We start from the raw sequence: 23,045 nt of genomic DNA, 5'->3' as shown, positions 1-23,045 counted from the left end.
GTGCCCTATTCTGCCGGAACCTCGTCTCGCTGCTTCTCACCACCGACTCATTCGCACCCAGTTCGGGCACGGCTGTGTCGAGCCTCGACGTACGAACTGGCAACACAGATAGAAGATCTTTGCAGGCGGTTCGTTGACGCCGAACTCCTCACGCAGGTCGACCGGCTCGTGGGATTCGAACCCTGTGCCGATGTCTGCACCGAATGCTGCCCCGGTGATCCATGGACGTTCTGAGAAGGTGTAGGCGTTGTTGAATACCTCGCAGTCACAGCAGCAGGCGCCCATGCTTCCCAAGCGTTCCATCAGCGCAGTGGCTCGAGGGGCTGTTCGGTCCCGGAAGGTCTGGGCGAATCGATGTGTTCCGTCGCAGCCGAATTCGCCGAGCTGGCGAAAGACGTAGCAGACCAAGCATTCGCCTGCCCTCGGTGTGAGGATGCGGGCTGAGGCTGCATCGACGATCGTTCTGACTTCTGATTCCATGGTGTCTTTGTCCATGCGGCAACGATTCCAGACGGCACTGACATGAACTGATGGCAAAGTCTGTCTCTGAACTATATGCGTACTATTCGTGCTGATGAGGGACCCGAACGGTCGTGTGCGCATAGAATCGAGCCCATGAGCATTCTTGTCATCGGTGAGGCTCTCATCGACATCGTCAGTTCGGCCGGATCACCGGATCGGTATGCTCCGGGCGGTGCGCCGGCGAATGTCGCTCTCGGCCTGGGGCGCCTCGGTGCCGATGCCGAGCTGCTCACCGATGTCGGAGATGACTTTCACGGTGGGTTCCTTCTGGCTCACCTGCGGGAGTCGCACGTCCGTGTGCATGCACGCCCGACCGGTTCGACCTCGACGGCACGAGCCCTGCTGTCGACGGACGGCTCTGCCGAATACGAGTTCTCACTGCGCTGGGACCCCGATGCGTCACTGGTCGACAGCGGCGAATGGACGGCAATTCATGTCGGCTCGATCGCAGCGTTCCTCTCCCCCGGTGCCGCTGCGGTCGATTCTCTCCTCCAGCGTGGAGGAGACTCCTCAGCACTGCTGAGTTTCGACCCCAATATCCGGCCCTCCATCATCGGAGACCGACAACTGGCGCTGGCTCGGTTCGAGTCACTTGCTACACGTGTCGATGTCGTCAAGCTCAGTGATGTCGACGCGGACTGGCTCTATCCCGGACAGAGTGCCGATGCCCAGATCGATCGGATCCTTCGCCTCGGGGCCAAACTGGTCGCACTCACCTGCGGATCGCAGGACTCGATCCTCTCGACCGCATCGTCGAGGGTGAGAGTTCCGGCAGGAGCAGTGAAGGTGAGGGACACGATCGGTGCCGGAGATACCTTCATGGCTTCTCTTGTGCACGATCTGCAGGGCGCAGGCAGCCATTTCGAGAACGTGGATGAGGTCGTGCTCGCCGACCTCGGCGAGAATGCCTCACGACGGGCGGCCATCACCGTCAGTCGTGCTGGAGCGGACCTCCCCTGGGCCGGCGAAGAAGGCGCCTAACTGCTCGATGGCGATTCGGTGACCGTTCCGGCTGCCGTCGATCATGTCGGCGCCGACGAACGACACCACCTGGTTCACGATCGTCACCAGCGTGCTTGCGGGGACGTCGGTGAAGGACCAGGTGACCACCCCTGTGGCGAGAAGCTCGTCCCCACGCCACACCGTGTCGGTGTGAACGGCAAAGTTCTCCACTTCGACGTGGATATAGTCGATGGCCGCACTGAACTCGAGCCCTTCGGGGCTCCCACAACGATATTCCGCACGGCCTCCGGTCCGGAAGTCATCGCAGTCGTAGAGGACCCTTTCGCCGGCTGGGGCACTCCACTGCTGCCTGGCTTCGGTGTCAGCGAAGGCCTCCCAGACGTCCCCGCGGGGACGTGCGATCTCCGTGCTCAGTCGAATGGTGTCGGTCGTGGGATTCATTGGAGCTCTTGCCTCACTCACCGGAGAAGACGATTCGATTGCCGTCTGGGTCAGCGATCTGCAGAATCCGCTGTCCACCGCCCGGCTCTGGTCCACCGTAGTCGACACCAGCAGCCGTCAGCCGCTCAGCAAGTGCACCGATGTCCGACTCCCCGATCACCGCGGTCGAGTATCCTGCACGCTGCGGCTCGGCCCAGACCTGGACTCCGAACTCGCTTCCGAAATGCCATTCGAGCAGTCCCGGCATCGGCGAGGCATCGGGGTCACGTTCGAAGACCTTCGAGTACCAGTCGTGCGCCTGGTCCTGATAGTTGACGATGATGCTGGCCATCAGTCCGGTGAACATGATCGCTCCTTTGAGATCGATGAGTCGATTCCATACGCAAAGCAATTGCATAGTGCAACTACTCACTCCATAGAAGCACACAGCCCCGGCTCAGACAAGGCCTTCTACGCACTCACATTCCAGATGGCGTCAGTGAGAAGCAGCCCCAGGCGAGGAATGCGAAGGTCAGAAGATTGATCACATCTTTCCGAGCGCAGCCTCATACTCGGCCTGCAGACGCTCCGAAGCCCGTGGCCGAGGTGATTCAGGAAGGACAGCGCCGAGGTGGGCCTCCCGAAGTTCGTCCATGAGATCATCGACCAGCTCGGGCGACTCAGCGAGAATTCGGGATCTCACCGTCAGCTCGGGAGAGGTCGGGCGGTGGTTCATTCCCCAGGTGCCGAGTGCGACCATGACGGGCACGACTTGGATCCCCGCCTCGGTGAGGGAATAGGCGGCCTTTTGACCGCGAACCGTGTCCGCCCGAGTCAGCAGGCCTTCGTCGACCAGCTTCTTCAGACGGCTGGAGAGCATATTCGAGGCGATTGACTCGTCGTTGAGCGTGAGGAGCTCGCGGAAATGACGCCGATTGCCGAAAACGATGTCGCGGAGCACGATGAGGCTCCAGGAATCACCGAGGACTTCGACGGCCGCATTGATCGCACAGCCCGAGCGCGGTTCGCTTCGCAATTCATCCTCCCAAGTGGTTGCAATCAGCAATCACTACATTCTACGCTTGACTCAATCATCGCTGACAATCACATCGGAGTGATCATGGTTCGAGTACGCGTCCACAGTCAATTCGTCTCACTCGACGGCTATTCCGCCGGTGACTATGTGACGTTCGACGAGCCGATCGGCGGTGCCCAAGCTCTCTTCGGCTGGTTCGACGGACAAGGAATCGAAGGGATCGGCGGAGTCGATGGACCCGTGACACTTGATCGTGCGCTGTTCGCGATGTGGGGTCAGGGCATCGGCGCCGAGATCATGGGTCGGAAGAAGTTCGGGCCGCAGGAGGGGCCGTGGCCCGATGATGGGTGGCGCGGCTGGTGGGGCGAGGAACCGCCGTTCAAGACTCCGTGCTTTGTCCTTACTCACCATCCTCGGGAGTCGATGGAATTCCCCAATGGGACGAGCTTTCATTTCGTCGATGCCACCGCCGAGGCGGTCCTGAGTCAGGCGGTCGACGCCGCGAACGGCCTTGACGTGCGCATCGGCGGTGGTCCGTCGACCATTCGCCAATTCCTCGCCGCCGACCTCATCGACTTCATGCATGTGGCGATCGTGCCGATCACGCTGGGCACGGGGGTTTCGCTGTGGGAGGGCATCAGCGGCATCGAAGACCGCTTCACGATCGAGACCATCGGCTCATCCAGCGGGCTGACGCACCAGCTCTGGAACAGGAAAGATCGAGGGTGACAACGTCGTAAGAACGACAATGGGGAGACCGAACGCTGAGTTCGATCTCCCCATCTGTGTGTCGCGAAGTCTATGTGTTGCGAAGCCTTACTTCACAGCCTCGGCGATCGGGGTGTCACCGTCGTAGAAGTTCACGGTCTCTCGCTTCGCGGCATCGTTGGCGATGACATGGGTCATGACATCGGCGACGAGTTCACGTGAGGTCACTCGGGTGTCACTGTCCGGGGTCGTGCCGTCGACGTCACCGGAGTCATCGGCCAGCAGCACGCTGCCCGTCGACGGCTCCGAGGTCAGACCGCCGGGCCCGAGGATCGTGTAATTCAGGGAGCTTGCACGCAGGTGCTCATCTGCTCCGTGCTTCGCTTCAACGTAAGGGTAGAACGAGCTCTCCGGGTCGACCCGGTCGAGGTCGACGCCCGCGCTGGCATAGGACACGATGACGTAGCGATCGACTCCCGCTTGCGCGCTGGCATCGATGGAGCGTTTCGCTGCCTCAAGATCCACAGCACGGGTCCGGTCAGGATTGCCGCCGCCGGCGCCTGCCGAGAAGACCACGGCCTTTGCTCCGGTAAAGAGCTCCGCGAGCTTGTCCGTCTCCGCCGATTCGATGTCGAGGACGACAGCGTTTGCGCCTGCTGCCTCGACTTCGGCGCTCTGATCCGGGTTGCGGATGACGGAATCCACCGAGTATCCGGCTTCTTTGAACTTGGGTGCGGCCATGAGTGCGATCTTTCCGTGGCCTCCGAGAATGACTACGCGGTCTGCATCAGACATGTGTTCCTCCTTCGTCGGTGTGCTGGTGGCACTGTCATTGGGAACAGCCCCGAATGGCGGCGATTTATTCCACACCGGGTATTCTCATAGCCATGTCGAGGCCCCTGAACACTGCTGCTGCCCTGCATGCCATGGATCGTGGGCGAAGTGTCGTCGTGGGAACCTCGTCCCGGAAACTCATCGTCATTCTGTGCTTAGCACTCGTGATTGGCGCGGTACTCGTCGGACTCTCGGTCCTCATCGTCTCGGGCAGTGTGGAACGCAATGTCAGCTGGGTGCTCTTCGCCTTCAATCCGCGGATGTGGGCGTTCGCTATCGGCATCGTCGGCTGTCTTGTCGTGGCTCCGATCGCAGTCGGTTATCGCCTCCGCCGGGCAGATGCGCTCGTGGTGTCCAATGCCGGTCTCGTGGAGTCCCACCGAGGGGCGGTTCTGCCGGCGTCGTTCGTGTCGTGGAATGAGATCGAACGGATCACCCTCGACACGGTCACCCCGAGGCCAGGACCCAAGTACGTCATCTACTACCTGACTCGAGATTCCGTCCAGCGACGTGGCCGCACCGGCCTCTTCGCTCGACGGATCACTCTCCGCAACGGTTTCGAGTTCTCACACAGGCAACTGTTTGAGCTCTTAACTGCAGCGCACGCACGGTATGCGAGGCAGATCCGATGATTCGCCCATAACCAGGGGTCCCCTCAATCGGACTCACGTCCCCATCGCCGAGGTTGCACTGCGATTCCGCTGAATCCTCCGTGGTTCACCGGCCGAAGAGACGTCCGAAGAACCCAGGCCGCTTTGCACTGCCTTCTTCCCCGGTCTCTTCGCCTTCGAGGGCACCGGGGTCTGTCGTTTCTCCCTGCTCCTCAAACGCGTCGTACGCGGCTCCAACTAGAGCGAAGACGTCAAGGTCTGGGGACAGCCCGGCCATCTCTGGAAGTTTCTGGATCAGGATGTCACCGTCGACTTCGATCTCAGCCTCGGCCGGTTCACCAGTTCGGGTCTCATCGTCGCCGTCGTCGGCCGTGATCAGCCAACGCGATTCTCCGGGGACAGGTTCGCCGACGTCAATCGTCGTCTCCCCGTCCTCGTAACACAGGTGACGCACGATTTCGCCGTTGCTCACCACGGTGAATTCGCTGAAGTCGACACTTGAAACGGTGGCGGCGAAGTGGACTGTGCCCGGTATGCCGAGTCTGCCCTCGTCTGCGGCGGTCGTAAGCGACTCGCCGCCGTCAAGAATGATCGTCGATCCACCCTCCCTGACCACGCAGGCACGGGTGTCAGATGGAGTGAGCAGAACAGCCTCGGCGGTGATCTGCCCCCCCCCCTACAGGGACGAGATTGAGCGTTTTCACGGTGTCGTCAGTCAATACGGAATCGGCGATGAGGATGGCTGTATTGAATCCCATGATGCCAACGTACCAATTCTTCCCTGCCTCTCCTGCACGTTGATGCAGCCAGTGGGCTTTATGCTTACGCACCGTGCCGATCGGCTTGTTGGCCTTCGTCGCTGGCGAGGTCGCCGGATGGACGCGAGTTGTTCCCCGGTCAGCTCTTCCCGGAATCGCAGAGAATCGGGCACTCGCACGGCTGCTGGGTGACGCAGCTGACGCCTGGTGGGTCCCAGCCGGCCAATCATGCGGCGGTCCCCACCCGAACATGTGGTCCCTCCTGTGAAGGAACGCCGCCGGCGTCCTCTAACGTAGTCACTATGCTTCGACGCCTTGCCGCCCGCGCCTTCTGGACATTCAGCCGCTGGAAGCTGGTCACCCAGCCTGCCCCGAATCGTCCCACCGTGCTCATCGGCGCCCCTCACACATCCAACTGGGATTTCGTCCTCATGCTCTCGATCGCCTGGACTCAGCGAATCGAGATGCATTGGCTGGGAAAGCACAGTCTGTTCAAAGGCTGGCGTGGACCGATCATGCGCGGGCTCGGCGGCATTCCAGTTGACCGTTCCGATCCCAGCCGTATTGTCACCGAGGTGATCGAACGTGTCCATGCCGGCGAGGTCTTCGGCCTGGTCGTCACCCCTGATGGCACTCGCGGTGGACATACTCATTGGAAGTCCGGTTTCTATCGGATTGCCGAGAAGACCGGCATGCCGGTCACACTCGGCTACGTCGATCGGACCACGATGACCACCGGGCTCGGACCCACGATCGACATCACAGGTGATATCGCTGCCGATATGGATCGCATCCGTGCCTTCTACGCCGATAAGTCAGGTATCAGGCCGGAAAAGCAGGTTGTGCCGCGACTGTGTGAAGAGCTCGAACTCTAAATTGAGATCATGAACGGCTCGTCTCGCACTGCATCCTCCCTGCTTGCAGCACTCAACCGCCACCGGGAGAAGCCGGCTCCGCTCAGTGCATTCAAGGTCGTCGTCGACCGTTTCCTCGACGACGGTGAATTCGTTCATCTCGCGCTCGAAGGAAACGGGTGGACGTGGGTCGATCCTCTGATGCTCGTCACCGATCGACGCGTTCTCCTGCTTCGCAGTGGTGTGCTCGGCTTCTGGCGCAAGCGGGGTGAAGTCGCTGCCCGTGACGTCTCAGGAGCGACGTTGAAGGGGGCCATGTTCTCCGGCAGAATCATCGTCAGCTCTCATCGCGGCACGTTCCTCCGCATGATGTACAACTGGGAGATCAACGCACGGGAGTTCGTCGACTCCCTCAACCAGATGATCTCCGGCGGCCACCGCTGATCGGCACATGAGGAGACCAATTCCGTGGATGACCTGAGAGTCCCTGCCGGCCCCGGCATACCCGTCGGACTCGTGGTCCCAGCAAGAGATCTCGCGGAGCAGTTCTCGCGTTCGTCCGGACCCGGTGGGCAACACGTCAACACCTCAGACTCCCGAGTTCAACTCAGCCTCGACCTCGGCGCGACCACCGCACTGACCGAGACGCAGCGTTCCCGGGTGCTCGAGCGCCTCTCAGCCAGGCTCGCGGGCACCGTGCTGACGGTCAGTTCCGAAGGACAGCGCTCGCAGCTGAGGAATCGCAATGCCGCCAGGCAGCGACTCGCCGAGCTCCTGCGAGAGGCACTCGCCCCACCCGTGGAGCGCCGCGCCACCAAACCATCACGGAACTCGCGCCGCCGCAGAGTCCGGACCGAGCAACGTCGTTCCGAGATCAAGCAGAACCGCAGACGGCCCCGATTCGACTGACATCTTCGCCTGGTGACATGTGCGATCACGAAGAGCACAATGGGCCTTATGAACAGCATTGAGATCCTCACCGATTTCGCCCACCGTCCTGTCGATGCAGCAAATAATCTGCCGGCACTCTCCGCCGATCAGCTCAACGCCCACCCCGGTGGCCATCCCAATTCGATTGCCTGGCTGCTCTGGCACAGCGGGCGTGAGGTCGATGTCCAGCTCTCCGACCTCACTGGTGACGAGCAGGTGTGGATCAAGTTCCGAGATCGCTTCGAACTCGGAGAACCCGGCGATGCGGTCGGTCTCGGGCACACACCCGAGCAGGCGGCTGAGATCAAGGTCGATGATCAGCAGCTGCTCATCGACTATGTGGAAGCCACGCTCAGTGCGCTGGGCCGCTACGTCGGTAAACTTTCGGAGACCGACCTCGGCGAAATCATCGACGAGAACTGGACTCCCCCGGTCACTCGCGGGGTGCGCCTGGCGTCGATCATCGATGACGCTGCCGTTCACGTCGGTCAGGCCGCCTACGCAGCAGGTGCCCTCAACCATTCACACTGAATACTGAGGAAGTTCAAACGAAACGCTGACGTTGATACACTGGAGGACAGCAACGACTGAACTTCAATTTGTCTGCGCAATGACGCAATGACGAAAGGCACACTTGATGAGTCCCGTCCTCCTGATGGTGATCGGTCTCGCGATCCTGGCACTCGGATACCTTGTGTATTCCAAGTACCTCGCGAAACGCGTCTATCGCCTGAATGACGATTTCCGCACACCCTCCCACGAACTTACCGACGGGGTCGACTACGTCCCCACGAACAAATTCATCCTCTGGGGCCACCACTTCACTTCGGTTGCAGGCGCCGCGCCCATCGTCGGGCCAGCCGTCGCGCTGATCTGGGGCTGGGTGCCTGCGTTCCTCTGGGTCACACTCGGCACTGTCTTCTTCGCCGGTATGCACGACTTCGGCGCGCTATGGGCCTCAGTTCGCAACAAGGGCCAGTCAATCGGTGCGCTGTCCGGCCGCTATATCGGCAAACGCGGCGCTGGTCTGTTCCTGATTGTAATCTTCATCCTGCTTCTGATGGTGATCGCAGCATTCGCTGTTGTCATCACGGGACTCCTCATCTCCACTCCGACCGCGGTCATTCCGACGTGGGGCGCGATCGGCGTTGCTCTGCTCGTCGGCGTGGCCGTATACCGTCTGCGTATGCCGTTGGTGGCGGTGACCATCGTCGGCGTCGTCGCGCTCTACGGACTCATCGTCCTCGGCGATGCTGTACCCGTGGTCCTGCCGGAGACCTTCCTCGGCATGACGCCGACTGTATTCTGGATCCTGACGCTGTTCATCTACGGAGCGTTCGCTTCTCTGCTGCCGGTGTGGGTGCTGCTGCAGCCGCGCGATTACATCAATGGCGTGCAGCTGTTCATCGGACTCATCCTCCTCTACGGGGCTGTGGTCATCGGCATGTTCGTCGCCGACGGTGCCCACGACATCGTGACCCCGGCCATCAACATGAATGTCCCGGAGGGCACCCCCAGCATCGTGCCGCTGCTCTTCGTCACAATCGCCTGTGGCGCTATCTCAGGTTTCCACGGCATGGTCTCCTCAGGAACCAGCTCCAAACAGCTGGACAAGGAGACGGACTCCCGCTTCGTCGGTTATTTCGGCGCAGTCGGTGAGGGCCTCCTGGCTCTGGGAACAATCATCGCGATCTCCGCCGGACTTCGCACCGTGGCTGAGTGGGAAGAGCTTTACAGCAAGTTCGGTGAAGCCGGTGTGCAGTCGTTCGTCCAGGGCGGCGGCATGCTCATGGAATCCGGTCTGGGCCTGCCTGCGTCATTGAGCACCACGGTGCTCGCCACGATGGCAGTGCTGTTCGCCGCAACCTCGCTCGACACCGGATTCCGTCTCATGCGATTCGTCGTTCAAGAGATGGGCGAACGCGTCAACTTCAGGATCGGCAAGTACACGGCGACAGGAGTCGTCGTCGTACTCGGCATGGGCCTCACATTCTCACAGGGGCTGGGAGGAGAAGGCGGTCTGCGCATCTGGCCGCTCTTCGGTACGACCAATCAGCTGATGGCATCGTTGACGTTGATGATCCTCGCGGTCATGCTCATCCGAAAGCGGCGCAATCCGTGGCCGGCGCTCATACCGTTGGCCATCGTATTCGTCATGTCGTTCTGGGCCGCGATCGACCAGCTCTTCAGCTTCGCGACCCCGGGAAGCGCGGACTGGCTGCTCTTCGCCATCGACTGCATCATCATCGTCAGCAGCGTGTTCGTAGCGATCGAAGGCATCAGAGCGATCATCCGAGCTCGATCGGACCCGCCGGAGCCCGAGGACGCCGACGAGAAGATCGAAGCCGTACGCGAAGAGGTCTGATCCTTGCCCGATGACAGCGGTATGAACGCGGCCCAGCCCTGGACGAAGGAATTCGCCCAGCGCTGGGCCGCGTTCCGCGACGGCCTGGAGGAGTTCTACAAGGGACCGTACCGTCAGATGTTTGCCCGGGAGAAGCAGAATGAGGACGACTTCTTCACCCTGATCGTTCTGGGCGAGGCACTAGGTGTACCGGATCCTGCCGCCTACTACACTGCGGAGTTCCTCCCCAGCCTCTACCAGGACTTCCATGCCTGGCATCGCCGCATGGGCATGCCCGACTCTCCTCTGGACCACATCGCATGCTGTTGAACTCGATAGACGGTCTTCGCGTAGTCTTCGTCGGCGGAAAGGGCGGTGTCGGCAAGACCACGGTAGCTTCGTCCCTGGCCATCGCGCATGCGCTCAAGGGACACCGCGTCCTCGTCGTCTCCACGGATCCGGCGCACAATCTCGGACATCTCTGGGACCGTGAGGTCGGCGATGCGCCCGAGCGGCTGATTGCCTTCACCGACGGTGATGCTTCCGGCGGCATCGTCGATGGAATGGAGATCGATCCGAAGGCCACGCTCGAACGCCATCTGGCTTCCGTCGAACGCACTATGAGGCGGATGCTGCCCGAACGCATGCGCCCTCATGCGCAGCGTCATCTCGCCCTCGCGCGGGAAGCGCCTGGCAGCTTCGAATCAGCGGTCCTCGAACGGGTGGCCGACGCAGTCGCATTGGGCTTGGAGGAGTACGACCTCGTCGTCTTCGACACAGCTCCGACCGGCCACACGCTCAGGCTCCTCACCCTGCCCGCGCAGCTGACGACCTGGACCGAGTCGCTGCTGAAGAATCGTGATCGCTCAGAACGCTACTCCGCGGCGATGCGCAGCATCGCGGGCACCTCCAGCGCTGATCCCGCCGCCGAGGCGGATGCTGAGCTCCGTCGCACGCTCATTCGCCGCAGAGACCGTTTCGAGAATCTGCGAAAGGTCGTCACTGACCGTTTGCGCACCGGATTCCTCGTCGTATTCACTCCCGAGAGGATGCCGGTTGCGGAGACCTTGGAGCTGGCGGAATCGCTCAAGGACATCAAAGTTCCGTTGGCGGCGCTCGTCGCCAATCGGCGTTCCCCCTCGGACGCGGGGCAACTGCTCAAGGATCGCCGTGACGTCGAAGACTCACAGATTGAACGAGTGCGGCAGATGCTGCCCGACATCCCTCTGTCCGAACTCCCGTTGGTGCCAGGAGAATTGGTTGGACGCCAAGCTCTGACAAACTTCGCACGATCGCTGTCCTGAGCACGATCAAGGCTCAGCAGTGTCGTTGATTGCGCGGAAAGTCGGTTCCGGGCGGGTTCAGCGTATAGTCGAAGGCGGAGCTGACTCTGGTTCCCCAACGATGGGAGGCCGGATGACCGGCACCGCTCACATGACCACTGCCGACTCCACCGCCTCGGCGAATGATGGACCACCCACCAACGGTCTCCTCACCCTCGGCCTGCTCGCCGAGTCCTCGATGGAGAACGAACGCCGACTCCCGATTCACCCTCACCACCTCGATCGCATCGACCCCGAAGTGCGAGCTCGCATGATCGTCGAACGCGGCTACGCTGAGGACTTTCAGCTGGAGCCCGGCTACATCGAGTCTCGGGTCGGACGAGTCGCGGCACGTTCCGAAGTGATTGCGGCCGCTGAGGTCCTCCTCCTGCCGAAACCGCAGGCTGCGGACGTCGAGGCGATTCCCGAAGGCCGCGTTCTGTGGGGCTGGCCGCACTGCGTGCAGGACGTGGCCATGGCGCAGACCGCGATCGACCGCCGGCTCACACTCATCGCATTCGAAGCGATGAACCATTGGACTCGTCAGGGAGACTTCAGCCTGCACGTCTTCCACAAGAACAACGAACTCGCCGGCTACTGTTCTGTTCAGCACGCGTTGAGCCTTCGAGGTTCGACCGGTGACTATGGTCCACGAATGAGTGCGGTCGTCATCGGGTTCGGTGCCACCGCCAGAGGAGCTGTCACTGCGCTGAAGGCCCAGGGAATCTACGACATCCAGGTCCTCACTCAAAGAGGGGCCTCGGCAGTGGGTTCGCCGATTCACAGCGCGCACATCACCCAGCTCAACACCGGCGACGGTCCGACCCACCTGTCAACTGTGGTCACGGACAATGGCGACGTGCTCCTCCCGACCTTCCTCGCCTCACACGACATCGTGCTCAACTGCACGCTCCAAGACGTTTCCGCGCCGATGACCTACCTGCGCACCGAAGATCTGAAGGAGTTCGCTCCCGGCAGTCTCATCATCGATGTCTCCTGCGATGAGGGCATGGGCTTCGAATGGGCAAAGCCCACCGGGTTCGAGAATCCGATGTTCACCGTCGGACAAGGCGTCAACTACTACGCCGTCGATCACACCCCGTCGTACCTGTGGAACTCGGCGACGTGGGAGATCAGCGAAGCGATTCTGCCGTATCTGCGCACAGTTCTGGAGGGGCCGGATGCGTGGTCACAGGTCCCCACCATCTCCCGGGCGATCGAGATCCAGAACGGTGAGATCAAGAATCCGAGCATCCTGAGTTTTCAGAACCGGGAGTCTGAGTACCCCTACGCCCAAATCGCCGAGGTGGGCTGAGTCCACGATCTCGAGCGGGACTGATTCACGTGCTCGGTCTCAGGCTCTCCACGATGGCCTTCGCCCCTTGCTCCCCTGCCTTCGTCGGCAGGAGGGCATAGACGTGCAGCTGGCCTTCGCCTTCGTGCCACTCCACCGGCACTCCGGCGGAGCGAGCTTTGTCCTTGAGCACATGCGCATCCGGGTTGAGCACGTCTCGTGTGCCGGTGATGATCGTCAGCGGCCCGAGTCCGTCCAGGTCGCCGTACAGGGGGCTGACCACCGGGTCGATAAGTTCGTCTTCTCCGCTCCAGTGCTCAGCCAGGATGCGGCCACCGGGACGGCCCAGCCAGGGGTCGGAGGGTTGGACCACATCGATCTGCGGATTCTTCCACGTCAGGTCCAAGGCCGGAGCCAACAGCGTCGTGGCCGGCAGCGTCACGCCCTCGTCACGAAGCCGCAGGGCTGCGGACAGCGAAATCTGGCCGCCGGAGGAGTCTCCGGCCAGCCGCACCTGATGATCGGAGTCGAGTTCGACTCGAATGAGTTCAACGACTCCGTCGCGGACCTCGCGGGCGGTGCCGAAGGGCAGAAGTGGGTAGATCGGGACGATGACGCGCTGGTTCGTCTCACGAGCGATACGGGCGATGAGCGTCCAATGCTGGGGAGCGATCTCGTTGACCCAACCTCCGCCGTGGACGTAGACGACAACAGACTTCGGTGCAGCCCTGTGGCTGGCGGGAGCCGTTGGTTCAACGTCATAGACCGGCCACCCGTTCGGATCGGGCAGGCGACGCTTCACTCGCACACCCTCCAAACGAGAGGGCGGACCGTAGGAGACTGGTCGGAGAAAGCGCTCAGCGATGCGTCGGCGTGCTCCGTCCTCAGTCACGAATGGACGGTTCGCGCCGGTGGCCTTGAGATAGACAGGAATGAGCGATTCGGGAAGCAGTATGCGCACGGGTTTCCTTTCGGGTTCAGAGGCGAAGCATGGCGGTCGCGATACCGTCGGTCGCCCATTCCGGTATCTGCGTTCCCATATCCTCGTAGGTCAACAGCTGTGCTGCTGGGATCGCTGCGGCAAGTGCTTGACCATTGCCGACGGGAAAGAATGGGTCCGCCCTGCCGTGGACGACCAGACTCGGTACTCGCAGGTCACCGAGGCCCTCGCGCCATCGTGGTGAACAGTCTATTCGGGAGAAGACCATACCCAGCTGATTCGCCTGGTGGACCGAGGGGTCCGATGTCGGAGTTCGGTCCCAGATCCGAACAGCGATCTCCTGAGCCTGTGCGGGATCGTTGCCCAGAATAGCGGCGCTCTCGGCTGCGTACTCGGCGACGGCGTGACGGTTCGTCCAATCCGGCTGAGGACGCGAGAATACATCGGACATCACCGACTGATCATGGTCTGGCAGGTCATCATCGACAGGACCGGGCGCAACCGGGCGGGTACTCACCAGCGTCAGTGCTGAAAATGACTCCGGATGATCCAGTGCGGCAACTTGGGCGGCCATGCCTCCGACTCCGTGTCCGCCGAGGTGGGCGGATTCCGCGCCGAGAGCTGTGACGAGCTCCGCTGCATCGGCGGCGAGATCTCGTAGGTCATATGACGGGTTTTCCGGGTCCTTTGTGGTTGAAGCACCGGAATCACGCAGGTCGTAGCGAACGACTCTGCGTCCGCCTTCGGCCAGCATTACGCAGAGCGAGTCCGGCCACGACAACATCGTGGTTCCGCCCGCGAGCAGCACGAGGGGATCTTCTTCGCGCCCGAAACTCTCAACTCCAAGTTCGACGCCGTTCACTGTGATGATGGCCATACGGCACGATAGCACTGCGTTCTCGCATCAACGTTTAGCCGCGAATGTACCGGCGTCGGTCGTCGGGTCGGACGCTGTGCCTACGTGCAAATGGACCTTGTTGGAAAGATCGCGAGCACCTGCAGATCGCGAAAAATTGTCCCGTCAGAAATTTGAGCTGTGACATTTCTCACCTGATACTGGTCATACAACGCAACTACCCGCCAGTAACCCGCATGCGGTGTTCCCGGTGGCCACCTTGAGCGTGACCAACTCGAATTCAAGGACTCCGCATCAATGAATGATTCTGCGCTCATCTCTGTCGGCCTGCCCATTGCCCTGGCCATCATCATGTTCGGCCTCGGCCTCTCTCTGACAGTCAACGACTTCCGCCGAGTCGTCCGATCCCCGCAGGCTGCCGGCATCGCTCTCGTCCTGCAGATCCTCGTCCTGCCGCTGATTGCCTTCGGTCTGGTCGTCGGGTTCAATGTCGATCCGCGCCTGGCGGTCGGGCTGATGCTGCTGGCGGCTTCTCCCGGTGGCCCCACTGCGAACCTTTTCAGCCATCTCTTCCGCGGTGATGTGGCGCTCAACATCACCCTCACAGCAGTCAACTCGGTGCTCGCGGCATTCACCATCCCCGTGATCACCAACCTGGCCATCGGCTACTTCGACGCCGACGGAGAGCTGGGCCTGCAGTTGGGCAAATTGATCCAGGTGATGGTCATCGTGCTGATCCCTGTTGCTCTCGGCATGGTGGTACGTCGTTACGCCCGCAGCTTCGCGGAGCGGGCGGACCGACCGGTGCGGATCTTCTCGATCATCGTCCTCGTCGTGGTCGCCGTCGGCGCCCTGCTCGGCGAGCGGGAGAACCTCGTCGACTACTTCCAGCAGGTCGGCCTGGCCACCGGACTCTTCTGCCTGATCAGCCTCACTCTCGGCTACCTCGGCGCCCGTCTGCTGAAGTTGGGTGCACCGCAGGCAATCGCGACATCGATGGAGATCGGCATCCACAACACGACCATCGCCCTGACCATCGCCCTCAGCGTGCTCAACAGCACCGAGGTGGCTATCCCGGCCGTCATCTATTCGATCCTCATGTACATCCTCGCTACGGCATTCGGCTTCGCAATCAGCCGGGGCACACGCACCGCAGCGGCCAAAGAGCCGCAGCTGCAGGGCTAGCGAAGTCGTTCGGACAGGTAGGCCTCTCCGATGCTGAGGTGTCCCTGGCTGCCGATGGAGTTCTTCGCCTTCTGCGAGTAGGCGTGGTTTGCGAGCGGAATCTGCACCGTCTCGACGTCGACTCCACGGTCTCGGGCCGCGTCGACCCATTCGAACTGGTCAGCAGGAATGATGACGTCATCACGCATCGCAGTCATCACGAGTGTCGGCGGGGCCGCAGCAGTCAGGTGCGTGGCGGAATCCGCCGCGGCGTAGCGTTTCGGGAATTCCTCGGGCGTGCCACCCGTGTAGCTGGTCGCGAATATGCGCGAGCCTGTGCCCGCGCCCGGGCCCGCAGGGGCGTTCTCGTAGAGACCAGTCACGTCGAACGCGGGGTAGTCGGTGACAACGGCAGCTGGAGCGGGAACCTTTCCACCGCACGACGACTCGGCGGTACCGTCCGCCGCGGCGCCCGCGGTGTTGGCGACCAGGTTGCCGCCGGAGCTCTCACCCCAGAACGCGAGACGATCCATATCTGCACCGAGCGTGTCGGCGTGAGACTGAATCCAGCTCGCCGCGCACGCCACCTGCGCAGGTGCCTTATTCCAGGTCGCGTTGTCCTTGGTGGCAAGTTCGTACTCGACCGCTACAACCAAATAGCCGTGGTCAGCCAGGGTGCGAAGCTCTGAGCTCACTGCATCTGGTTCACCCGCGATCCAACCGCCACCGTGGACGACCATAATGGTCGGTGTCGAGCCTTTCGCATTCTTCGGCTCGTAGATCGACAAGGACAGGTCGTCCCCCGAGCTTGTCGTGTCGTACACCTCGTAGCGGTCGGGCGACTCCGAATCCATTGCGGAGAGCCCGAACGTCGCAGTGAGCAAGTTGACCGATCCGCCGGCCGAGGTGATGGCGCCGACGAGAACGATGACCACAGCGATGTTCGCGACCGCACCGATCCCGCCGAGCACCGTCGTGACGGTTCCGGTGCGCCGACGATTTCTGCGCACAGCCATGATTCCGACGAAGACCACGATCAAGCCCACAAGAGCCGCTATCGGCGCCACAGTAGGCGCGAACCGAGCGGCAAACGTACTGAGGGACCCAAGCCCGGGAATCAGCGACGCGAGTCCGAAGATCGCAGCGATTGCGCCCAGTATGAGCCCGAGGACGAGCACCACGACCCAGAACGCCTTTGCGACTCCCCCACTTTTCGAGTGCTGTTGCAAACTCGTGCTGTCGGCCATATTCGGTCCTCAACTTTCGATCTTCCAAGTTGACATTCCACCTGCATCAGATCTCATCGTTGCGATCACATGCTGACGCCAGAGGACACTCTAGCGCAGGGCCTGGCACGGATACGTGAGCAATCACCCGTGCGCGTGAGACTCACCTCGTCAGAGTCAGCCGATCAGCTCGAGTTCGAATCCCGTGACAACGGCACGCACTTCCTCGAGGTAGCGACGGGCCTGTTCGGTGAGCGGAATGCCGGAATGGTCGATCCACCCGATCTCGATGCGTTCGTCGACGTCGAGTGGAATCGCGACGATCTCTGGATCGAGGTCATCGCTGATGATGCCCGTCGAGATCGTATAGCCGTCGAGCCCGATCATGAGATTGAAGATCGTCGCACGGTCGGAGACCCTGATCTCCTGCTTGCTCGACAAAGTGGAGAGAATCTCCTCGGCGAAGTAGAAGGAGTTGTTCGCTCCCTGATCGAAGGTCAGTCGTGGCACCTCGGCCAAGTCGTCAAGGGTGACGCGATCTCGGGCGGCAAGCGGATTCTTCCGGGAGATGAAGATGTGCGGCGTTGCAAGGAAAAGCGGGTGAAAGACAAGCCCGGAATCTCGCAGCAGTTTGTCGATGACCTTCTGGTTGAAGTCGTTCCGATAGAGAATGCCGAGCTCGCTGCGGAGCGTGCGAACATCTTCGATGATGTCCCAAGTGCGAGTCTCTCGAAGCGAGAACTCATACTCGGCCGCATCGCTGGCCTTGACCATCCGCACGAACGCATCAACCACGAATGAGTAGTGCTGCGCCGATACACCGAGCAGGCGTCGCGACGGGGGCCGACCGAGATAGTGCTGCTCAAGGAGCTCCGCCTGCTCAACGACCTGCCGCGCATAGCCGAGGAACTCCGCGCCGTCCACAGTCAGTGTCACGCCGCGGGCTGATCGGAAGAGCAGCGCCCGACCTACGCGGGTCTCAAGATCTTTCATTGCCGCCGACATCGTCGGTTGGGAGACATAGAGCAGATCGGCAGCGGCTGTGATCGACCCTTCCGCCGCAACCTCGATGAAGTAGTGGAGCTGCAGCAGTGTGATGCTTCTCAATCCTCGGGACATAGATAAAGACTATATGAACCCATAGTTCAACCAAGTTACCCGATAACCAGCCGTTGCCTGCAGGATGGATTTCGAAGACCTCCGCAAGGCCGATCCCGGCCGATCAGACACCGAATTGGACGTCCATGACAACCGAATTCACATTCAACATCACCACCACCCGATTCGACGAGCACTACTCCCCGTCGGATAGTTCACGGGCCACGACGAACTTCGCGAACCTCGCCAGGGGCGAACACCGTCAGCAGAACCTCCGCAACACCCTGACGACGATCAATCGCCGGTTCAACGACCTCGCCCATTGGGATAACCCCGCCGGGGACCGCTACGCTGTCGACCTCGAGATCGTCTCTGGACAGCTGCAGTTCACCGCCGCCGGCAACGAACAGGAATTCCCCTTGCTCGAGGTTCTGGATGTCCAGATCCTTGATCGAGCGACTGGTGACCGCCATCCCGGGATCGTGGGAAACAACTTCTCGTCCTATGTTCGCGATTTCGATTTCAGCGTGCGACTTCCGGCTGCCAACGAGTCCGCGAGCGAATTCACGGTCCCTGATGACTTCGGTGAACTGCACGGCAAGCTGTTCCAGCACTTCCTCGATTCCGCAGCGTATCGGGAACGGTTCCAGATGACACCCGTCGTCTGCATCAGTGTGTCGACGAGCAAGACCTACCATCGGACCGCGAATCACCATCCGGTTCTCGGCGTGGAGTACCAGCAAGACGAATATTCGCTGACCGATGACTACTTCGGAAAGATGGGACTGCAGGTGAGATACTTCATGCCGCCAGGCAGCGTCGCGCCCCTCGCCTTCTATTTCCGCGGCGATCTCCTCAACGACTACTCCAATCTGCAGCTCATCGGCACGATCAGCACGATGGAGACCTTCCAGAGGATCTATCGACCGGAGATCTACAACGCGCACGTGGCCGCCGAAGACATCTATCGGCCGACACTGGAACGGGACGACTTCTCGGAGACACCGATCACCTACGATCGCGTCGAACGCAGCCAGCTCGCAGTCAAGCAGGGAAAGTACACCGCAGAGACGTTCGTCAACCCACACCGGGACATGCTCGATCAGTGGGCCGCCAACTATCCCGTTCCAGCCGCATGACCACCGGAGAAGAATCAATGAAGCCGACTCTATTGCCCACTTCGATCGTCGGCAGCATGCCGAAGCCGACGTGGCTCGCCCAGCCTGAGACCCTCTGGTCACCATGGAATCTGCGAGGCGAGGCCTTGTCCGAGGGACGACAGGATGCTCTGCGAATCGCAGTCCACGAACAGACCAACCGCGGCATCGACATCGTCAGTGACGGAGAACAGACCCGCCAGCACTTCGTCACCACGTTCATCGAACACCTCAGCGGAGTCGATTTCGAGAAGCGCGAAACGGTTCGAATCCGTGATCGTTATGACGCGAGCGTGCCCACTGTGGTCGGCGCCGTGAGCCGTGAGAAGCCAGTGTTCGTCGACGACGCCAAGTTCCTCCGTCAGCAGACCGACCAACCGATCAAGTGGGCGCTCCCGGGCCCGATGACAATGATCGACACGCTCTACGACGGCTATTACAAGAGTCGCGAGAAGTTGGCCTGGGAGTTCGCCGCTGTCCTCAATCAGGAGGCGCGGGATTTGGAAGCGGCCGGAGTGGACATCATCCAGTTCGACGAGCCTGCCTTCAACGTCTTCTTCGACGAGATGAAGGACTGGGGAATTGCCACGCTGGAGCGAGCTGCGGAAGGACTGCGCGCGGAGACGGCGGTTCACATCTGCTACGGCTACGGGATCACCGCAAACAACGACTGGAAAGCTACCCTCGGGTCCGAATGGCGCCAGTACGAGGAATCATTCCCGCTCCTGCAGCAGTCGACCATCGACATCGTCTCACTGGAGTGCCACAACTCCCGTGTCCCGTTGGACCTCATCGAGCTCATCCGCGGCAAGAAGGTCATGCTCGGAGCCATCGACGTGGCCAATGAGACCATCGAAACTCCAGAGGAGGTCGCCGACACCCTTCGCCGGGCTCTCAGATTCGTCGACTCGGACAAGCTCGTCCCGAGCACGAACTGCGGCATGGCGCCCTTTTCGCGGGATGTTGCCTTCGAAAAGCTGAGCGCACTGAGCGCGGGAACAAGCATCGTTCGCGAGGAACTCGCCGCGGCTAAGCCCTGACTCCTGGCTGCATAGATACCGCGTGGCTGACGGTCCTCAGGCGGGGGCCGTCAGCGAGAGGTATGCTTTGTACGGGTCAGACTTCTGCCGTCATAGCAAGCACTGCATCCCGCAAGCGCACATCATCTCGAGACAGACCTTCAATGATCTCGCCGAGACTGACTTCCGTCTCTATGATGAGCGCGATACCGTCTCGCCGGGCATCTTGAAGGGTCAAGAAAATACGAGAATAGTCAGGAGCATCCAGGGGGTCAGCTACCCGTCCATTCTCAACTGCGGCGGTAGGCCCGAACTCGAGGAAGATCGTAGGCTGCGCATCTGCGCGCTGCAGTTCAACGCACCACTCCCACTGTCCAACGAATCGGGTCACGACTTTCTGGATGCGCCCGAGTTCGGTGCTCTCATTCACTTGATCGGTCAATACCGTTCGTGCATACCTTCGCAGTCCGTCTTTGACCGCCGCGAGCGTCGAACGGCTGTCATCGAACTGACGGCGCGCATGCTCAGCAACAGATTCAGCAAATTCTTGTGCTGCTCGGTCCCGAGGCCGATATCCGTATCTCGCCGATTCCCCTGTCTCGCACATAGCTTTGATAAAGGAAATCTGATCATCAATGTCCACTGCTGCTGCGCCTTCCACAAAATGCTCCATCATCTGCCGGATGAAGAAGAGCTGCTCGGGATGTCGTCGGGACCAATTCTTGTCTCGATCAATGTAATTCTGAAGGTCACTCAGTATCTCGGCGTATGTGACGACGGTTGCCTGTTCCCAACCCTCTCGCTGCAGGTGCGCCTCATAACGATGGCACAGCAGGACAACCGCAGCTGATCGACCTCCGGCAGCTCCGTGTGCAAGGTATCTGTGAAAGTCATGTCCGTGGCCATCCGAGGTCCCGTAGTTTTCAATGACGACTGCGGCCTCTGGACGGGAAAGGACGATATCCGCAATATCCATACTGCTCTCGTCAGCGATCTCCTGCTGCGCTCTCGTGTCAACTTCCTGCACTACGTGATAACCGGACAACGGCAACTGCGAATCAACCGATCGTGTTGCATTGACCCTCGAAAGGAAGGCGCGTTGAACTTTGTCACCGAACTCGTGAGTCGCATCAGCATCCAGCAGCCATACGAATACGTTGGAAAGCTGCTTCTCGTGCGTGCCATGATGCATCACCCGAAAAATGTTGAATTGTTCGGCCAGGCTCTGCGACAGCGAAGGTAGAAGCGCCGTTACGAAGTTGTTCATGTCCGAGGGTCGTATGGCCATGGGCCAATGCTATCCGTCCGGTCTCGGTTGTAGTTACGCAACCTTAAGCGGCGTGATTGCCGCGACCTGGTCGGACACGCGTTCCTCTGCAAGCTCCAGATCATAACGACTCTGCAGGTTAAGCCAGAATTGCGGCTCCACACCGAAATACCGCCCCAAACGCAAAGCTGTGTCGGCAGTGATGGCACGCTTTCCGTGCACTATTTCATTGATACGCCGAGGTGGCACACCGATCGACACAGCGAGCTTATTCTGCGTGATACCGAACCCCTCGATGAAATCCTCCATGAGGACTTCCCCCGGATGGATCGGCGGGTAAAGCTTCTCGGACATCGCCCCTCCTCAGTGATAGTCCACGATCTCGACTTCTTCTGCACCGGCACCGGTCCACCTAAAGCAGATCCGCCACTGATCGTTGATGCGAATGCTATGCTGACCAGCCCGATCACCTCTGAGTGACTCCAGACGATTACCGGGCGGAACACGCATGGAATCGAGCGACACCGCTGCATCCAGCTGATGCAACTTCCGATTCGCAGTCTTGTGAATACGAGGATCAAGTCGCCTCGCCGGTTCACGACGCCACACACGCTCGGTGTCGCGGTCGGCAAACGATCTGATCACGCCATCCAGTTTATAACGGAACGCGTCAATAACGCCATACGTTAAATCGGTAATTCATCAAGTTCCGGCACATTCCAATGCTTCAGTCCCACTCGACAAAGCGCAGCTTCATCTGTCTCTTCCATGCCCAGTCACTAAAATGGGCAAATGAGCCATCGTTCGAGCTGGGAGACTACCACACACAATTGGGACGCTGACCTTGATATTGAGCATCTCGCTGAAGTCAGGGCACGTCTCGAAAAGCCCTATCTCGCGGGAGGCAGTCGTCACCTCATCCTTGAAATCCTTGCTTATGCCAACGACGAGGCCAAAAGTCAGGGACGGAAAGGGTTCACGACTGTCACCCACCTGCCAAACGGATGGGTCACGGTCGCGGACGATGGACGTGGTACCGATACGAGACGGGACACCGATGGGATTGCGATCCGCAAGCCCGTAATGGCTACTCCAGATGTGCGATTCACGCCAGGATCTCCGCAGCACTTCCTATGCGATGGACTACCAAGAAGAGGCATGTCGACGGTCGCGGCACTGAGCTCCGTACTCGTTCACGAAAACTATCGCGAAAACGGTTCGTGGTCACAGACTTATCGGTTTGGCATTCCCGACCGTGCCTTGGCCTCAGTCGCAGGCAGCAGGGGGTCGGGCACGGTAGTTACCTTCCGCACGGACATTATCGGACCCGCACCACTCACTGAAGCTGATGCGAAAGCTTTCGGGTGGCTGGATGTACAACAGATTCGGAATCCAGAGCCCGGCCTGTAGCCGGGCTCATACGGCATATCTGCGAGACAATTATCAGCTCGGATTTGCTAGGCATGCACTGAGCCTCAAGACGCTCTTTTCAGTGCGAGTCTTCCCGACCGGTGGCGCTGACTGTCATCACTGTCCATCGTGACGCACAGCTCGACTTTAGCCACCGTTGCGACGAATGAATTAGGCCTCGAGTTATCCTCGTTCACGCCATTGATGAGGGAGAACCGAGTCGTGTATGCCGGGTTTGTGCTGACGCAACTAGCCGGACCCCCAACTCAATCGGGTGGAACGACGGCGCAGTCCCCTGCCATGCCGTCAGGC

General features: G+C 60.6%; 27 protein-coding genes. 14 read left to right on the top strand and 13 right to left on the bottom strand.

Features of this window, described 5'->3' with window-relative positions:
• Positions 1 to 36: 36 nt before the first annotated feature.
• Positions 37 to 495: a DUF2695 domain-containing protein gene (locus CXR25_RS07740; protein WP_164513955.1), complete on the bottom strand. Its 459-nt coding sequence runs from the start codon at positions 493 to 495 to the stop codon at positions 37 to 39.
• A 120-nt stretch (positions 496 to 615) separates the two neighbouring features.
• Between CXR25_RS07740 and CXR25_RS07735 the strand changes: the two genes are divergently transcribed.
• Positions 616 to 1,503: a carbohydrate kinase family protein gene (locus CXR25_RS07735; protein WP_101583612.1), complete on the top strand. Its 888-nt coding sequence runs from the start codon at positions 616 to 618 to the stop codon at positions 1,501 to 1,503.
• On the opposite strand, the gene CXR25_RS07730 is transcribed toward CXR25_RS07735, so the two are convergent.
• From CXR25_RS07730 to CXR25_RS07720, 3 genes are all read right to left on the bottom strand, one after another.
• Positions 1,432 to 1,926 carry an SRPBCC domain-containing protein gene (locus CXR25_RS07730; protein ID WP_101583614.1) on the bottom strand — a complete coding sequence of 165 codons (495 nt, stop codon included), beginning with the start codon at positions 1,924 to 1,926 and terminating at the stop codon, positions 1,432 to 1,434. The genes CXR25_RS07735 and CXR25_RS07730 overlap by 72 nt on opposite strands.
• A gap of 13 nt (positions 1,927 to 1,939) precedes the next feature.
• Positions 1,940 to 2,272, bottom strand: a complete 333-nt coding sequence (locus CXR25_RS07725) for a VOC family protein (protein WP_125240485.1) — start codon at positions 2,270 to 2,272, stop codon at positions 1,940 to 1,942.
• 177 nt (positions 2,273 to 2,449) lie between these two features.
• The gene (locus CXR25_RS07720) at positions 2,450 to 2,941 is read right to left on the bottom strand and encodes a winged helix-turn-helix transcriptional regulator (RefSeq protein WP_101583630.1); all 492 of its coding nucleotides are present in this window, start codon (positions 2,939 to 2,941) and stop codon (positions 2,450 to 2,452) included.
• A gap of 84 nt (positions 2,942 to 3,025) precedes the next feature.
• Here CXR25_RS07720 and CXR25_RS07715 point away from each other — a divergent pair, with 84 nt between their 5' ends.
• Positions 3,026 to 3,670 (top strand): dihydrofolate reductase family protein, encoded by a 645-nt coding sequence (locus CXR25_RS07715; RefSeq protein ID WP_069599941.1) that lies wholly within the window; start codon positions 3,026 to 3,028, stop codon positions 3,668 to 3,670.
• 87 nt (positions 3,671 to 3,757) lie between these two features.
• Here the strand turns inward: CXR25_RS07715 and CXR25_RS07710 are convergent, their stop codons facing one another.
• On the bottom strand, positions 3,758 to 4,444 hold the full coding sequence (locus CXR25_RS07710) for an SDR family oxidoreductase (protein ID WP_101583617.1): 687 nt from the start codon (positions 4,442 to 4,444) through the stop codon (positions 3,758 to 3,760).
• Between the two features lie 92 nt (positions 4,445 to 4,536).
• Between CXR25_RS07710 and CXR25_RS07705 the strand changes: the two genes are divergently transcribed.
• Positions 4,537 to 5,115 carry a hypothetical protein gene (locus tag CXR25_RS07705; protein ID WP_035278964.1) on the top strand — a complete coding sequence of 193 codons (579 nt, stop codon included), beginning with the start codon at positions 4,537 to 4,539 and terminating at the stop codon, positions 5,113 to 5,115.
• A gap of 85 nt (positions 5,116 to 5,200) precedes the next feature.
• Here CXR25_RS07705 and CXR25_RS07700 read toward each other — a convergent pair whose 3' ends face one another.
• Positions 5,201 to 5,710 carry a hypothetical protein gene (locus CXR25_RS07700; protein ID WP_096158607.1) on the bottom strand — a complete coding sequence of 170 codons (510 nt, stop codon included), beginning with the start codon at positions 5,708 to 5,710 and terminating at the stop codon, positions 5,201 to 5,203.
• Between the two features lie 444 nt (positions 5,711 to 6,154).
• On the opposite strand from CXR25_RS07700, the gene CXR25_RS07695 reads away from it, so the two are divergent.
• The 8 genes from CXR25_RS07695 to CXR25_RS07660 all read left to right on the top strand — a co-directional run bounded on the left by CXR25_RS07695 (position 6,155) and on the right by CXR25_RS07660 (position 12,617).
• On the top strand, positions 6,155 to 6,727 hold the full coding sequence (locus CXR25_RS07695) for a 1-acyl-sn-glycerol-3-phosphate acyltransferase (protein WP_009883736.1): 573 nt from the start codon (positions 6,155 to 6,157) through the stop codon (positions 6,725 to 6,727).
• Positions 6,728 to 6,736: 9 nt separating this feature from the next.
• The gene (locus CXR25_RS07690; RefSeq protein ID WP_069599938.1) at positions 6,737 to 7,150 is read left to right on the top strand and encodes a PH domain-containing protein; all 414 of its coding nucleotides are present in this window, start codon (positions 6,737 to 6,739) and stop codon (positions 7,148 to 7,150) included.
• Positions 7,151 to 7,174: 24 nt separating this feature from the next.
• On the top strand, positions 7,175 to 7,615 hold the full coding sequence (gene arfB / locus CXR25_RS07685) for an alternative ribosome rescue aminoacyl-tRNA hydrolase ArfB (protein WP_101583619.1): 441 nt from the start codon (positions 7,175 to 7,177) through the stop codon (positions 7,613 to 7,615).
• Between the two features lie 48 nt (positions 7,616 to 7,663).
• Positions 7,664 to 8,167, top strand: coding sequence for a mycothiol transferase (locus CXR25_RS07680; protein WP_069599936.1), 504 nt, complete (start codon positions 7,664 to 7,666; stop codon positions 8,165 to 8,167).
• A gap of 106 nt (positions 8,168 to 8,273) precedes the next feature.
• Positions 8,274 to 10,001 carry a carbon starvation CstA family protein gene (locus tag CXR25_RS07675; RefSeq protein WP_125240484.1) on the top strand — a complete coding sequence of 576 codons (1,728 nt, stop codon included), beginning with the start codon at positions 8,274 to 8,276 and terminating at the stop codon, positions 9,999 to 10,001.
• Positions 10,002 to 10,022: 21 nt separating this feature from the next.
• Positions 10,023 to 10,310, top strand: a complete 288-nt coding sequence (locus CXR25_RS07670; protein WP_009883731.1) for a cory-CC-star protein — start codon at positions 10,023 to 10,025, stop codon at positions 10,308 to 10,310.
• The gene (locus tag CXR25_RS07665; protein WP_096146804.1) at positions 10,301 to 11,284 is read left to right on the top strand and encodes an ArsA family ATPase; all 984 of its coding nucleotides are present in this window, start codon (positions 10,301 to 10,303) and stop codon (positions 11,282 to 11,284) included. The genes CXR25_RS07670 and CXR25_RS07665 overlap by 10 nt, the downstream gene beginning before the upstream one ends.
• A 112-nt stretch (positions 11,285 to 11,396) precedes the next feature.
• On the top strand, positions 11,397 to 12,617 hold the full coding sequence (locus tag CXR25_RS07660) for a N(5)-(carboxyethyl)ornithine synthase (protein ID WP_101583620.1): 1,221 nt from the start codon (positions 11,397 to 11,399) through the stop codon (positions 12,615 to 12,617).
• 25 nt (positions 12,618 to 12,642) lie between these two features.
• On the opposite strand, the gene CXR25_RS07655 is transcribed toward CXR25_RS07660, so the two are convergent.
• Together CXR25_RS07655 and CXR25_RS07650 are read right to left on the bottom strand one after the other, a co-directional pair.
• Entirely contained in the window at positions 12,643 to 13,557 is a 915-nt protein-coding gene (locus CXR25_RS07655; RefSeq protein WP_101583622.1) for an alpha/beta hydrolase fold domain-containing protein, read from the bottom strand.
• Positions 13,558 to 13,573: 16 nt separating this feature from the next.
• Positions 13,574 to 14,413 (bottom strand): alpha/beta fold hydrolase, encoded by an 840-nt coding sequence (locus CXR25_RS07650; RefSeq protein ID WP_096160942.1) that lies wholly within the window; start codon positions 14,411 to 14,413, stop codon positions 13,574 to 13,576.
• 276 nt (positions 14,414 to 14,689) lie between these two features.
• Here CXR25_RS07650 and CXR25_RS07645 point away from each other — a divergent pair, with 276 nt between their 5' ends.
• Positions 14,690 to 15,577 (top strand): bile acid:sodium symporter family protein, encoded by an 888-nt coding sequence (locus CXR25_RS07645; protein ID WP_096160941.1) that lies wholly within the window; start codon positions 14,690 to 14,692, stop codon positions 15,575 to 15,577.
• Here the strand turns inward: CXR25_RS07645 and CXR25_RS07640 are convergent.
• Complete coding sequence (locus tag CXR25_RS07640; protein WP_096158604.1) at positions 15,574 to 16,803, bottom strand: alpha/beta hydrolase; 1,230 nt, start codon at positions 16,801 to 16,803, stop codon at positions 15,574 to 15,576. The two genes, CXR25_RS07645 and CXR25_RS07640, sit on opposite strands and share 4 nt — an antisense overlap.
• Positions 16,804 to 16,959: 156 nt before the next feature.
• The gene (locus tag CXR25_RS07635) at positions 16,960 to 17,901 is read right to left on the bottom strand and encodes a LysR family transcriptional regulator (protein ID WP_029417202.1); all 942 of its coding nucleotides are present in this window, start codon (positions 17,899 to 17,901) and stop codon (positions 16,960 to 16,962) included.
• Positions 17,902 to 18,026: 125 nt separating this feature from the next.
• On the opposite strand from CXR25_RS07635, the gene CXR25_RS07630 reads away from it, so the two are divergent.
• Positions 18,027 to 19,019, top strand: a complete 993-nt coding sequence (locus tag CXR25_RS07630; RefSeq protein WP_101583623.1) for a putative oxygenase MesX — start codon at positions 18,027 to 18,029, stop codon at positions 19,017 to 19,019.
• A 17-nt stretch (positions 19,020 to 19,036) separates the two neighbouring features.
• Complete coding sequence (locus CXR25_RS07625) at positions 19,037 to 20,077, top strand: methionine synthase (protein WP_101583632.1); 1,041 nt, start codon at positions 19,037 to 19,039, stop codon at positions 20,075 to 20,077.
• Positions 20,078 to 20,153: 76 nt separating this feature from the next.
• Here CXR25_RS07625 and CXR25_RS07620 read toward each other — a convergent pair whose 3' ends face one another.
• The 3 genes from CXR25_RS07620 to CXR25_RS07610 are packed head-to-tail and all read right to left on the bottom strand — an operon-like array spanning position 20,154 to position 21,968.
• Positions 20,154 to 21,344, bottom strand: a complete 1,191-nt coding sequence (locus tag CXR25_RS07620; RefSeq protein WP_009883721.1) for a PD-(D/E)XK nuclease family protein — start codon at positions 21,342 to 21,344, stop codon at positions 20,154 to 20,156.
• A gap of 33 nt (positions 21,345 to 21,377) precedes the next feature.
• Positions 21,378 to 21,677 (bottom strand): HigA family addiction module antitoxin, encoded by a 300-nt coding sequence (locus tag CXR25_RS07615; protein WP_009883720.1) that lies wholly within the window; start codon positions 21,675 to 21,677, stop codon positions 21,378 to 21,380.
• A gap of 9 nt (positions 21,678 to 21,686) precedes the next feature.
• On the bottom strand, positions 21,687 to 21,968 hold the full coding sequence (locus CXR25_RS07610; protein WP_009883719.1) for a type II toxin-antitoxin system RelE/ParE family toxin: 282 nt from the start codon (positions 21,966 to 21,968) through the stop codon (positions 21,687 to 21,689).
• Positions 21,969 to 23,045: the final 1,077 nt, after the last annotated feature.

The sequence above is a fragment of the Brevibacterium aurantiacum genome, from assembly GCF_003932995.1.
Classification (GTDB): domain Bacteria; phylum Actinomycetota; class Actinomycetes; order Actinomycetales; family Brevibacteriaceae; genus Brevibacterium; species Brevibacterium aurantiacum.
The sequence above is the reverse complement of the archived record's forward strand: the minus strand, read 5'-3'. Positions and strand labels throughout refer to the sequence as shown.